Here is a 12,425-nt window from a genome sequence, read left to right as displayed (position 1 = left end):
AGAACTCCTGGGCAGGGTTTGGCGGGTTTTTATGCGGTTCGAATGACGTCAGGCGCGCGCGAGGGTCAGTTCCGGCTGGCTCTCCGCCCCGCGCCGGGCACGGTCGGAAAACAGCAGCGGGGTGTCCCCTTCGGCGCCGTAGAGTTCGTTGAGGAAGCCTTCGGAAAGGTGCTCGCTGCTGCCGTCGAAGAGGATCCGGCCGCCCTTCAGGGCCACCGCGCGCGGGCAATAGCGCAACGCGTAGTCGACCTGATGCAGGGTCACCACCACGGTCTTGCCGTCGTGGCGGTTGATATCGGCGAGGATGTCCATCACCTTGCGCGCCGACTCCGGGTCGAGCGAGGCGATCGGTTCGTCGGCGAGAATCACCTCGGCCTTCTGGGTCAGGGCGCGGGCGATGGCCACGCGCTGCTGCTGGCCGCCGGAAAGGGTCGAGGCGCGCTGCCCGGCGAAATCGGCCAGGCCGACCCGTGCCAGCGCTTCCAGGGCCTGGCGCTTCTGCTCGGCGCTGAACAGCCCCAGCGAACCGCGCCAGCGCGGCATGCGACCGAGGAAGCCGAGCAGGACGTTGTCCAGCACGCTGAGGCGGTTGACCAGGTTGAACTGCTGGAAGATGTAGCCGATGTCGGCGCGCAGGCGACGCACTTCGCCGCTCAGGCGGCCGGACGCCTGCAGGCGGCGACCCAGCACGTCGATGCTGCCGCCGTTGTCGCGGTCGCAGCGGGCAAGCCCGGCGACGTGACGCAGGAGCGTGGATTTGCCGGAGCCGGATGCACCGATCAACGCCACCATCTCGCCCGCCTGGATCTCCAGCCTCAGGTTGAAAAGCGCCTGCTTGCGGGCAAAGGTCTTGTTCAGGCTGTCGACACGGATCACCGCGCTCATCGTTCTCCCTCCAATCGGTTGCACGAAGACGCCAGCGGCGCCATCTGGTGTAGACCAAGATAGAAGGAGACTGTGTCAGCCCGGTGAAGTGACGATGACAGTCGAGTGACAATCCCTTGAACGACCGGTGGTCAGAAGGCCATCATCCAACCCCCAGTAAAAAACTAGGCTTTTGCTGAATCGCTCGCATTTCAGATAGCTGGTACTGGCAAAACGCCGGCACGCAACGCACAATTGACGTCAACTAATTGTTGTTTCCGAAATAACAGACTGAACGGCTAGCGGAAATCGTGGTCATAGGCCCGAGAACAATGAACGCTTCCTCGGCACCGCTTTTCCCTGACTCTACAGGTTCAATGTATGCGCCCACTGAAACAGGCAACTCCTACCTACTCCAGCCGTACCGCTGACAAATTCGTCGTTCGTCTGCCCGAGGGCATGCGTGAGCAGATCGCAGAAGTCGCTCGCAGCCATCACCGCAGCATGAACTCCGAGATCATCGCCCGACTCGAGCAGAGCCTGCTCCAGGAAGGGGCGCTGCAAGACAATCTCGGTGTTCGCCTGGACAGCCCGGAACTCAGCCTGCACGAGCGCGAGCTGCTGCAGCGTTTCCGCCAGCTGACCCACCGTCAGCAGAACGCGCTGGTCGCCCTGATCGCACACGATGCGGAGCTGGCCCAGGCCTGAGCGCCGAAGCCCACGCGTAGCGCTTGAAATGGCCGGCATTCGCCGGCTTTTTCTTTATGGATGGCCAAACCATGGGCGAGTAACCGCAAGGCGGTTATCCGCCGGCCCCTGTAGCGGTGGCGTTATCCCTCCAACGCCACGAGGGAGAGCCGAATGAGCTATCGCCTGGCCGCCGATGCCCTGGTCTGGCTGCACCTGGGCTTCATCCTGTTCGTCCTGTTCGGCGGCCTGCTGCCGTTGCGCTGGCCACGCCTGGCCTGGCTGCACCTGCCGGCGGTGGCCTGGGGCTGCGCGGTGGAGTTTCTCGGCCTGCCCTGTCCGCTGACCCCGCTGGAGAATCGTCTGCGCCGGGCCGCCGGGGACGCCGGCTACAGCGGCGGCTTCGTCGAGCACTACCTGTTGCCGCTGATCTATCCCGCCGGCCTGACCCCGGCGGTGCAGTGGATCCTTGGCGCCATCGTTCTGCTGCTCAACCTGATCGCCTACCTGTATCTGTTGCATCGCCGCGGTAGCCGCTGAGCCACGGATGCCACGTCATTCCGTACCTGGATAATGCTGCGCCGGCAGCGAGGCGAATCGTAGGCTGGTCTCCCCTGCCCAGCCCGGAGTCATTCCCATGCATCCCTATTTCAGTCTCGCCGGTCGCATCGCCCTGGTCACCGGCGGCAGCCGCGGCATCGGCCAGATGATCGCCCAGGGTCTTCTCGAAGCCGGCGCCCGCGTCTTCATCTGCGCACGTGACGCAGAGGCCTGCGCCGACACCGCCACACGCCTCTCGGCCTACGGCGACTGCCAGGCGATCCCCGCCGACCTTTCCAGCGAAGCCGGTGCCCGGCGCCTGGCGGAGGCGCTCGGCGGACTCAGCGCGCGGCTGGATATCCTGGTGAACAACGCCGGCACCAGTTGGGGCGCAGCGCTGGAAAGCTATCCGGTGTCCGGCTGGGAAAAGGTCATGCAGCTCAATGTCACCTCGGTGTTTTCCTGCATCCAGCAACTGCTGCCGCTGCTGCGCCGCTCGGCCAGCGCGGAGAACCCGGCGCGGGTGATCAACATCGGCTCGGTGGCGGGCATCAGCGCCATGGGCGAACAAGCCTATGCCTACGGGCCGAGCAAGGCCGCGCTGCATCAACTGTCGCGGATGCTGGCGAAGGAACTGGTCGGCGAGCACATCAATGTCAATGTGATCGCTCCCGGACGCTTTCCGAGCCGCATGACCCGTCACATCGCCAATGACCCGCAGGCACTGGAGGCGGACAGCGCGTCGATTCCCATGGGCCGCTGGGGTCGCCCGGAGGAGATGGCGGCGCTGGCGATCAGCCTGGCCGGCACCGCCGGCGCCTACATGACCGGCAACGTGATCCCCATCGACGGCGGTTTTCATCTCTGAGCGCCGCCAATCCGGGTAACATGACGCCCCCGACCGCTCGCCTCGTCCCGCCATGACCCACAGCGTTTCTCCCATCGGCTACATCCGCTCCTGCTTCATGGAGAAGTTCGCCATCCCGCGCCAGCCGCTGCTCGCGCCGGCGGCGCGGGGGACCCTGGAACTGCTGCCGCCGTTCGACCAGGTGGAAGCGCTGGAAGGCCTGGAGCAGGTCAGCCATGTCTGGCTGCTGTTCCTCTTCCACCAGGCCCTGGAAGACAAGCCGCGACTGAAGGTGCGCCCGCCGCGCCTGGGCGGCAACCGCTCGCTGGGAGTCTTCGCCACCCGCGCCACCCATCGGCCGAACGGCATCGGCCAGTCGGTGGTGCGCCTGGAGGGCTTCGAAGCGGGGCGCCTGTGGCTGTCCGGAATCGACCTGCTCGACGGCACCCCGGTACTCGATATCAAGCCCTACGTACCCTACGCCGACGCCGTGGCCGACGCCCGCAACGGCATCGCCGACGCGCCGCCGCCGGGCATCGCCGTGGAGTGGAGCGAGCAGGCGCGGCGCCAGGCCCATGAGCACGGCCAGCGGTTGCGGCAGCCGGTAGCCGAGCTGATCGAGCAATGCCTGGCCCAGGACCCACGCCCGGCCTACCAGAAGCCAGAGCCCGGGCGCCGCTACGGGGTGCGCCTGTGGGACCTCGACGTGCATTGGCACTACCCGCGCCCGGACCTGATCCGCGTGCTGGACGTCGCCGGCGGCGATTGAGCCTTCTCAGCGCAGCGGATTGAGCGCCAGCGCGTCGCTTTCGAAGACTTCCTGTTCGAGGATCAGCGGCTCGACCAACGGCCGGCTGTCGCGGAAATGCGCGGTGCGGGTGTGCGCCTCGTAGGCCGCGTCATCGCGATAGACCTCGTAGAGATAGACCAGGTCAGGGTCCTGTCGGTCGCGGGAAACGTCGAACACCAGGCAGCCGGGCTCGGTGGACACGGAAGCGGCGGCGTTGACCTGGATGGCATCGATGAAAGCCTCGGCGCAGCCGGGCCTGAGACGGGTCTTGATAAAGATGCAGTACACGGAAACTTCCTTTTGTTTTAGATTTACAAAATTATTGTATACAAAAAAGGAAGCAAGCCCATGTCCGACCGCCCTGCCCGCCCCTCCCGCCTCAACGGCCTGCGTCACCTCGCCCTGCTGGTGCCCAACCTGGAAGAATGCGAGCGCTTCTATGTCGACGTGCTGGGCATGGAAGTGCTGAACCGCGCCAACGAAGACCTGGTGTATCTCACCTGCGGCAACGACAACCTTTCCCTCGGCCGCGCCCACGCTGCCAGCAACGGCCTGCAGACCATGGATCACTACGGCTTCGTCGTCGACAGCGTGGAGGAACTGGAGGCCTGGTACCGTTACCTGAAGGCGCTGGGCGTGACCCTGCTCGACCAACCCTTCGACCACGGCGACGGCGCGCGCAGCTTCCACCTGCTCGACCCGGCGGGCAACAAGGTGCAGCCGCTGTACCATCCAGCGGTATCCGGGCAACGCCTGGCCTGAGCCTCGGGCAGCCCTCTCCCCTCTCCCTGAAGGGAGAGGGGCGACTCGGTACACTGAGTGCCAGCAACCTCGCTTGTTCCTCATCTCCACTTCTTGACTTTCATCAAGCGCGTTCCGCCCCCGCTTCTCCTAGCATCCGGCAACGGAAGCGATTCCAACGCCAGGCGCAGACCCCACCGCAGCGCGGCGTCCCTTTTTTCGCCGGTAGCCAGTAGTAGATGGAACCTATGCGCGCCCTTCGTTTTTCCGCCGGATCGTGGCGGTGTGTCTTCGCCTGGATGCTCCTGCTGGTCGGCCTCGCCGCCCAGGGTGCCGAACTCAGCGAGTTGGAGCGCCTGCGCATCGCCCAGGTATTCCCCGTGGTCGAGCGGATCGGCGACCCCGAAGGCGACTACGGCGTACGCCGCCTGAGCAAGGGCGAGGAAACCCTCGGCTACGCCTTCCAGACCCTCAGCGTCACCGACATCCCGGCTTACTCCGGCAAGCCGATCAACCTGCAGGTGATCCTCGATCCGCAGGCGGTTATCCGCGACGCCTACGTCCTCGAACACCACGAACCGATCCTGCTGATCGGTATCCCGGAAGAGAAGCTGCACGCCTTCAGCGCCAGGTACGACGGCGTGCGCGCCGACCAGCGGGTGGTGGTCGGCCGCTCCAGCGACCCGCAGGCGGTTACCGTCGACGCGGTGAGCGGCGCCACGGTGACGGTGATGGTGGTCAACGAGATCGTCATGCGCGCCGCACATACGGTGGCGGTTTCCCTCGGCCTGATCGAGGACCGCGGCAATGTGCGGCCCAAACCGGCGCAGGTGCGCCAGCAACCGGCAGCGACCGCAAACTGGAGCGAACTGCTCGGCAACGGCGCGATCCGCCGCCTGCAGTTGAGTCGCGGGCAGATCGACGACGCCTTCAAGGGCAGCGAGGCCGAAGGCATCGGCGAAGCCGACGCGGCGCACCGCGACGAGCCGTTCATCGATCTCTACAGCGCCCTGCTCAACCCTCCCGCGGTGGGCCGCAGCCTGCTCGGCGACAACCAGTACCGCGAACTGATGGCGTCGCTGAAGCCAGGCGAATACGCCTTCGTCGTGCTCGGCGACGGCGAGTATTCCTTCAAGGGTTCCGGCTACGTGCGCGGTGGCATCTTCGATCGGGTCCAACTGCGCCAGTTCGGCGACATCATCAGCTTCCGCGACCTCGACTACCAGCGCCTGTCGGACGTCTATGCCGAAGGCATGCCGGAGTTCCGCGAGATGGCGATCTTCGTCGCCCGCGCCAGCCAGCGTTTCGATCCGGGCTCGCCCTGGACCCTGGAGTTGCTCGTGCGGCGCCAGACCGGCCCGGTGGCGGGGGTATTCACCAGCTTCGAGCTGGCCTGCCAGACGCCCGAGGAATACCTGGAGCGGCCGCAGCCAACGGCCGAGGAACTGGCCGCCCTGGAAGAGGCTGCCCGGCCGCTGTGGCTGCGGGTCTGGTACCAGAAGAGTTTCCAGGTCGGGGTCCTCTGTACCGCCCTCGTCCTGCTCCTGGCGATCCTCTTCCTCCAGGACCGCCTGGTGCGACGGCCGCGCCTGATGCAGCGACTGCGCACCGGCTACCTGGCGTTCACCCTGGTCTACCTGGGCTGGTACAGCCTCGGCCAGCTATCGGTGGTCAACGTGCTGACCTTCGTCCACGCGCTGTTCGAAGGCTTCCGCTGGGAGCTGTTCCTCAGCGACCCGCTGCTGTTCATCCTCTGGACCTTCACCGCAGCCAGCCTGCTGCTCTGGGGCCGCGGCGTGTTCTGCGGCTGGCTGTGCCCGTTCGGTGCGCTACAGGAACTGCTCAACGAACTCGCGCGCAAGCTCCGCGTGCCGCAGTTCCAGGTGCCGTTCGCCGTGCACGAGCGGCTCTGGGCGATCAAGTACATCATCCTGCTGGTGCTCTTCGGTCTCTCCCTGGAATCCCTGGCGCTGGCCGAGCAGGCCGCGGAGGTGGAGCCGTTCAAGACCGCCATCACCCTCGGCTTCGACCGCCAGTGGTGGTTCGTCGCCTACGCCGTCGCGCTGCTGGTGGTCAACCTGTTCACCCGCAAGGTCTATTGCCGCTACCTCTGCCCGCTGGGCGCGGCCCTGGCGATCCCGGCCAAGGCGCGCCTGTTCGACTGGCTCAAGCGCCGCGCGGAATGCGGCAGGCCCTGCCAGCTCTGTGCCCGCGAATGCGAGATCCAGGCGATCCATCCCGACGGCCGCATCGAGGCCAACGAATGCCACTACTGCCTCGACTGCCAGATGACCTACCACGACCAGGACAAGTGCCCGCCGCTGGTGAACAAGCGCAAGAAGCGCGCGAAGAGCGCGCCGGCGGACAACGCGCGGATACCCGCGGAGAACCTCTGACCTGGCTCCCTTTCCCCTGACTGCCCTTGAGGACGACACGAGATGAGCGACGACACGAAAAGCCCCCACGAAGAAACCCACGGCCTGAACCGCCGCGGCTTCCTCGGCGCCTCGGCGCTGACCGGAGCCGCCGCCCTGGTTGGCGCCAGCGCCCTGGGCAGCGCGGTGGTCGGCCGCGAGGCCCGGGCCGCGGGCAAGGGCGAGCGCAGCAAGGCCGAGGTCGCCCCCGGCGAACTGGATGAGTACTACGGGTTCTGGAGCGGCGGACATTCCGGCGAAGTACGCGTGCTCGGCGTGCCGTCGATGCGCGAGCTGATGCGCATACCGGTGTTCAACGTCGACTCGGCCACCGGCTGGGGCCTGACCAACGAGAGCAAGCGGATCCTCGGCGACAGCGCGCGCTTCCTCAACGGCGACTGCCACCATCCGCACATCTCGATGACCGACGGCAAGTACGACGGCAAGTACCTGTTCATCAACGACAAGGCCAACAGCCGGGTCGCGCGCATCCGCCTGGACGTCATGAAATGCGACCGCATCGTCACCATTCCCAACGTCCAGGCGATCCACGGCCTGCGCCTGCAAAAGGTGCCGCATACCCGCTACGTGTTCTGCAACGCCGAGTTCATCATCCCCCATCCCAACGACGGCTCGACCTTCGACCTGTCCGGCGACAACGCCTTCACCCTGTACAACGCCATCGACGCCGAGACCATGGAAGTGGCCTGGCAGGTGATCGTCGACGGCAACCTCGACAACACCGACATGGACTACAGCGGCAGGTTCGCCGCCTCCACCTGCTACAACTCGGAAAAGGCCGTCGACCTCGGCGGCATGATGCGCAACGAGCGCGACTGGGTGGTGGTGTTCGACATCCCGCGCATCGAGGCCGAGATCAAGGCGAAGCGCTTCGTCACCCTCGGCGACTCGAAGGTGCCGGTGGTCGACGGCCGGCGCAAGGACGGCAAGGACAGCCCGGTGACCCGCTACATCCCGGTACCGAAGAACCCCCACGGGCTGAACACCTCGCCGGACGGCAAGTACTTCATCGCCAACGGCAAGCTCTCGCCGACCTGCACCATGATCGCCATCGAGCGCCTCGGCGACCTGTTCGCCGGCAAGCTGGCCGACCCGCGCGACGTGGTGGTGGGCGAGCCGGAACTGGGCCTCGGCCCGCTGCACACCACTTTCGATGGCCGAGGCAACGCCTATACCACGCTGTTCATCGACAGCCAGTTGGTGAAGTGGAACCTGGCCGACGCGGTGCGCGCCTACAAGGGCGAGAAGGTCGACTACATCCGCCAGAAACTCGACGTGCAGTACCAGCCGGGGCACAACCACGCCACCCTGTGCGAGACCAGCGAAGCCGACGGCAAGTGGATCGTGGTGCTCAGCAAGTTCTCCAAGGACCGCTTCCTGCCCACCGGTCCGCTGCACCCGGAGAACGACCAGTTGATCGACATTTCCGGCGAGGAAATGAAGCTGGTCCACGACGGCCCGACCTTCGCCGAACCGCACGATTGCATCCTCGCCCGCCGCGACCAGATCAAGACCCGCAAGATCTGGGACCGCAAGGACCCGTTCTTCGCCGAGACGGTCAAGCGCGCGGAAAAGGACGGCATCGACCTGATGAAGGACAACAAGGTCATCCGCGAGGGCAACAAGGTCCGCGTCTACATGGTCTCGATGGCGCCCTCCTTCGGCCTCACCGAGTTCAAGGTGAAGCAGGGCGACGAAGTCACCGTGACCATCACCAACCTCGACGAGATCGAGGACGTGACCCACGGCTTCGTCATGGTCAACCACGGCGTCTGCATGGAGATCAGCCCGCAACAGACCTCGTCGATCACCTTCGTCGCCGATAAGCCCGGGGTGCACTGGTACTACTGCAGCTGGTTCTGCCACGCCCTGCACATGGAAATGTGCGGGCGGATGCTGGTGGAAAAGGCTTGATCCACGCAGCGCGGTCGCTGGCCGGGCGCCGGGCGGGGCCGCTCCTCGCCCTGCTCCTGCTCGGCCTCGCCACGGCCCGCGCGGAGCCGGTCGACGGCCTGCCGCTGCGGGCCGACGGCGATGGCCGCTGGAGCCTGGCGGCGGGCCGCTACGCCGGCAACTTCGTCATCGACCGGCCGCTGCACCTACGCTGCGAGGCCGGCGCCGAACTGGACGGCGGCGGCCACGGCAGCCTGCTGACCCTGACCAGCCCCGGGATCACCGTCGAGGGCTGCCGGCTGCGCAACTGGGGGCGCAACCTGACCGAACTCGACGCCGCGATCTTCGTCGGCAAGGCCGCCAGCGACGCCGTGATCCGCGGCAACGACCTGCGCGGCGCGGGCTTCGGCGTCTGGCTCGACGCCACGGCGGGCGCGCAGGTGCTCGACAACCGCATCGAGGGCGACGAAAGCGTGCGCTCCCAGGATCGCGGCAACGGTATCCACCTCTATGCGGTGAAGGACGCCCTGGTCCGCGGCAACCGGGTCAGCCACACCCGCGACGGGGTCTACATCGACACTTCCAACGACAGCAGCATCGAAGCCAACCGCTTCGAGGAGCTGCGCTACGGCGTGCACTACATGTTCACCCACAACAGCCGGGTGACCGACAACCTGACCCGGCGCACCCGCACCGGCTACGCGCTGATGCAGAGCCGCAAGCTGACCGTGACCGGCAACCGCTCCATCGACGACGAGAACTACGGCATCCTGATGAACTACATCACCTACTCGACCCTGGCCGGCAACCGCGTCGAGGGCGTGCGCAGCGGCAGCACCGGCGACGCGATGATTTCCGGCGCCGAGGGCAAGGCGCTGTTCATCTACAACTCGCTGTTCAACCGCATCGAAGGCAACAGCTTCGCCGACAGCGCCCTGGGCATCCACCTCACCGCCGGCTCGGAGGACAATCGCATCGCCGGCAACGCCTTCATAGGCAACCGCCAGCAGGTCAAGTACGTCGCCAGCCGCGAGCAGGAGTGGTCCGCCGACGGCCGCGGCAACTACTGGAGCGACTACCTGGGCTGGGACCGCGACGACGACGGTCTCGGCGACGTCGCCTACGAGCCCAACGACAACGTCGACCGGCTGATCTGGCTGTACCCGCAGGTACGCCTGCTGTTGAACAGCCCGAGCATCGAGCTGCTGCGCTGGGTCCAGCGCGCCTTCCCGGTGGTGCGCTCGCCCGGCGTGCGCGACAGCCATCCGCTGATGCGGATGCCCGCCGCGGAGCCGAGGCCATGAGCCTGGTCGAGATCGACGGCGCGACCCTGCGCTACGGCGCCCTCACCGCCCTGAGCGGGCTCGACCTGCGCCTGGAGCCCGGCGAGGTGCTCGGCCTGCTCGGCCACAACGGCGCCGGCAAGACCACCACCATCAAGCTGGTCCTCGGCCTGCTGGCCCCCAGCGAAGGCCGCGTGCGGGTCCTCGGCCACGATGCGAGGAGCCTGGAGGCGCGCCGCCAGCTCGGCTACCTGCCGGAGAACGTGACCTTCTACCCGCAGCTCAGCGGCGCGGAAACCCTGCGCCACTTCGCCCGCCTCAAGGGCGTGGCGCCGGCCGAAGCCGCGCGCCTGCTGGAACAGGTCGGCCTCGGCCATGCCGCCAGGCGACGCCTGAAAACCTACTCGAAGGGCATGCGCCAGCGCCTCGGCCTGGCCCAGGCGCTGCTCGGCGAACCGCGCCTGCTGCTGCTCGACGAACCGACGGTGGGCCTCGACCCGCTGGCCACCGTCGAGCTCTACCAATTGCTCGACCGCCTGCGCGGCCAGGGCACCGGGATCGTCCTTTGCTCCCATGTGCTGCCCGGCGTCGAGACGCACATCGACCGCGCCGCGATTCTCGCCGGCGGCCGCCTGCAAGTGGCCGGCAGCCTCGCCGAATTGCGCCGCAAGGCGGCTCTGCCGACCCGCGTGCGCCTGGCCAGCCCGCATAACCCGCAGTGGCTCGAACGCTGGCACCGGGCCGGCCTGGCGGCGCGGAGACTGGACGACCAGCGCATCGAGGTACTGCTGGACGATGCCGAGCGCGACGGCGTGCTGGAAGCGCTGCTGGCCGCGCGCGAGTTCGACCTGGAAATCCTGCCGCCGTCGCTGGAGGACCTCTATCGCCACCACATGTCCCCCGCCCCCGCCGGAGCCACGCCATGCCCGTAGTCTGGACCATCGCCCGCAAGGAACTGGCCGACGGCCTGCGCAATCGCTGGCTGCTGGCGATCAGCCTGCTGTTCGCCCTGCTCTCGGTGGGCATCGCCTGGTTCGGCGCCGCCGCGGCCGGCCAGGTCGGCTTCACCTCGGTGCCGGCGACGGTCGCCAGCCTGACCAGCCTGGCCACCTTCCTGATGCCGCTGATCGCCCTGCTGCTGGCCTACGACGCCATCGTCGGCGAGGAGGAAGGCGGCACCCTGCTGCTGCTCCTGACCTACCCGCTGGGGCGCGGCCAGTTGCTGCTCGGCAAGTTCCTCGGTCACGGCCTGATCCTCGCCCTGGCCACCCTGATCGGCTTCGGCAGCGCGGCGCTGGCGATCCTCGCGCTGGTGCCGGAGGTCGAGGCGGCCATCCTGCTGGGCGCCTTCGGCCGCTTCATGGGTTCCTCGCTGCTGCTCGGCTGCGTGTTCCTCGCCCTGGCCTACGCCCTGAGCAGCCGCGCCAGCGAGAAATCCAGCGCCGCCGGGCAGGCGCTCGGCCTGTGGTTCTTCTTCGTCCTGCTGTTCGACCTGGCCCTGCTGGCGATCCTGGTCCTCAGCCAGGGTCACCTGAGCCCGCGGCTGCTGCCCTGGCTGTTGCTGCTCAACCCGACCGACCTCTACCGGCTGATCAACCTGTCCGGCTTCGACGCAGCCGCCGCCGGCGGGGTGGTTCCCCTGGCCAGCGACCTGCCGGTGTCCGCCAGCGCCCTCTGGCTGGCCCTGGCCCTCTGGGCCGGCGCTGCCCTGGCGCTGGCCCACGGCCTGTTCCGCCGCCGCCCCATCTGACTCACGAGGTTCCGCCATGCAACGTCATACCCTCCCCCTGCGCCCTCTGCTCGGCACGCTCCTGCTCGGCCTGCTGCTGGCCGGCTGCGATGCGTCGCGGGACGACGCCACGGCACTCGGCCCGGTGCCGATCGCCAGCGGCGACGAATGCCACGTCTGCGGCATGCTCATCGAGGAAATGCCCGGTCCCAAGGGCGAGTCGGTGCTTCCCGGCGCGGTGCGCAAGTTCTGCTCCACCGCCGAACTGTTCGGCTGGTGGCTGCAACCGGAAAACCGCCAGGGCCAGGCGCGCCTGTATGTCCACGACATGAGCCAGGCCGACTGGCGGCACCCCGACGACGCCCGCCTGATCGACGCCACCCGCGCCTACTACGTGGTCGGCATCCAGCGGCCGGGCGGCATGGGCGCCACCCTCGCCTCGTTCGCCGACGAAGAGGCCGCGACGCGCCTGGCGGCCGAGGAAGGCGGCCGGGTACTGCGCTTCGACGAGATCGACCAGGCGGTGCTGCAAGGCGTGGGCGGCGACCACCCGCACCGGCACCCGGCGCACTGAGCGTGGGCCGGAAAGCAGAAAGCCCCTGCCGCGGATACGGCA

At 67.4% G+C, this 12,425-nt stretch carries 13 protein-coding genes; 11 read left to right on the top strand and 2 right to left on the bottom strand.

Annotated features, from left to right (window positions below; all coding sequences use genetic code 11):
- Positions 1-48: 48 nt before the first annotated feature.
- Complete coding sequence (gene phnC, locus ACM0M4_RS08965) at positions 49-885, bottom strand: phosphonate ABC transporter ATP-binding protein (RefSeq protein WP_003098696.1); 837 nt, start codon at positions 883-885, stop codon at positions 49-51.
- A 360-nt stretch (positions 886-1,245) separates the two neighbouring features.
- Between phnC and amrZ the strand changes: the two genes are divergently transcribed.
- The 4 genes from amrZ (at position 1,246) to tsaA (ending at position 3,707) form a co-directional block, all read left to right on the top strand.
- Complete coding sequence (gene amrZ, locus ACM0M4_RS08960) at positions 1,246-1,572, top strand: transcriptional regulator AmrZ (RefSeq protein ID WP_003091802.1); 327 nt, start codon at positions 1,246-1,248, stop codon at positions 1,570-1,572.
- Between the two features lie 153 nt (positions 1,573-1,725).
- Positions 1,726-2,091, top strand: coding sequence for a DUF2784 domain-containing protein (locus ACM0M4_RS08955; RefSeq protein WP_003098694.1), 366 nt, complete (start codon positions 1,726-1,728; stop codon positions 2,089-2,091).
- Positions 2,092-2,188: 97 nt separating this feature from the next.
- The gene (gene rhlG, locus ACM0M4_RS08950) at positions 2,189-2,959 is read left to right on the top strand and encodes a 3-oxoacyl-ACP reductase RhlG (RefSeq protein ID WP_003122221.1); all 771 of its coding nucleotides are present in this window, start codon (positions 2,189-2,191) and stop codon (positions 2,957-2,959) included.
- A 52-nt stretch (positions 2,960-3,011) separates the two neighbouring features.
- Entirely contained in the window at positions 3,012-3,707 is a 696-nt protein-coding gene (gene tsaA / locus ACM0M4_RS08945; RefSeq protein ID WP_003113115.1) for a tRNA (N6-threonylcarbamoyladenosine(37)-N6)-methyltransferase TrmO, read from the top strand.
- 6 nt (positions 3,708-3,713) lie between these two features.
- Here the strand turns inward: tsaA and ACM0M4_RS08940 are convergent, their stop codons facing one another.
- Positions 3,714-4,016, bottom strand: coding sequence for a putative quinol monooxygenase (locus ACM0M4_RS08940; protein WP_003098690.1), 303 nt, complete (start codon positions 4,014-4,016; stop codon positions 3,714-3,716).
- A gap of 60 nt (positions 4,017-4,076) precedes the next feature.
- Here ACM0M4_RS08940 and ACM0M4_RS08935 point away from each other — a divergent pair, with 60 nt between their 5' ends.
- The 7 genes from ACM0M4_RS08935 (at position 4,077) to ACM0M4_RS08905 (ending at position 12,383) form a co-directional block, all read left to right on the top strand.
- Positions 4,077-4,490, top strand: a complete 414-nt coding sequence (locus ACM0M4_RS08935) for a VOC family protein (RefSeq protein ID WP_003098688.1) — start codon at positions 4,077-4,079, stop codon at positions 4,488-4,490.
- 227 nt (positions 4,491-4,717) lie between these two features.
- A complete protein-coding gene (nosR, locus tag ACM0M4_RS08930; protein WP_034040467.1) occupies positions 4,718-6,865 on the top strand; it encodes a transcriptional regulator NosR in 2,148 nt (715 codons plus the stop codon).
- Positions 6,866-6,907: 42 nt separating this feature from the next.
- Positions 6,908-8,818 (top strand): TAT-dependent nitrous-oxide reductase, encoded by a 1,911-nt coding sequence (gene nosZ / locus ACM0M4_RS08925; protein ID WP_031756903.1) that lies wholly within the window; start codon positions 6,908-6,910, stop codon positions 8,816-8,818.
- Positions 8,815-10,101, top strand: coding sequence for a nitrous oxide reductase family maturation protein NosD (locus tag ACM0M4_RS08920; protein ID WP_010793262.1), 1,287 nt, complete (start codon positions 8,815-8,817; stop codon positions 10,099-10,101). The genes nosZ and ACM0M4_RS08920 overlap by 4 nt, the downstream gene beginning before the upstream one ends.
- On the top strand, positions 10,098-11,012 hold the full coding sequence (locus ACM0M4_RS08915) for an ABC transporter ATP-binding protein (RefSeq protein WP_003113111.1): 915 nt from the start codon (positions 10,098-10,100) through the stop codon (positions 11,010-11,012). Before ACM0M4_RS08920 ends, ACM0M4_RS08915 begins: the two co-directional genes overlap by 4 nt.
- Positions 11,003-11,830, top strand: coding sequence for an ABC transporter permease (locus tag ACM0M4_RS08910; RefSeq protein ID WP_003113110.1), 828 nt, complete (start codon positions 11,003-11,005; stop codon positions 11,828-11,830). Before ACM0M4_RS08915 ends, ACM0M4_RS08910 begins: the two co-directional genes overlap by 10 nt.
- A 16-nt stretch (positions 11,831-11,846) precedes the next feature.
- Positions 11,847-12,383, top strand: a complete 537-nt coding sequence (locus ACM0M4_RS08905) for a nitrous oxide reductase accessory protein NosL (RefSeq protein WP_003113109.1) — start codon at positions 11,847-11,849, stop codon at positions 12,381-12,383.
- The last annotated feature ends 42 nt before the right edge of the window (positions 12,384-12,425 follow it).

Origin of the sequence: Pseudomonas sp. 18-147 (genome assembly GCF_051048045.1) — a bacterium.
GTDB lineage: Bacteria > Pseudomonadota > Gammaproteobacteria > Pseudomonadales > Pseudomonadaceae > Pseudomonas > Pseudomonas aeruginosa.
This window is presented reverse-complemented; position numbering and strand designations above follow the sequence as displayed.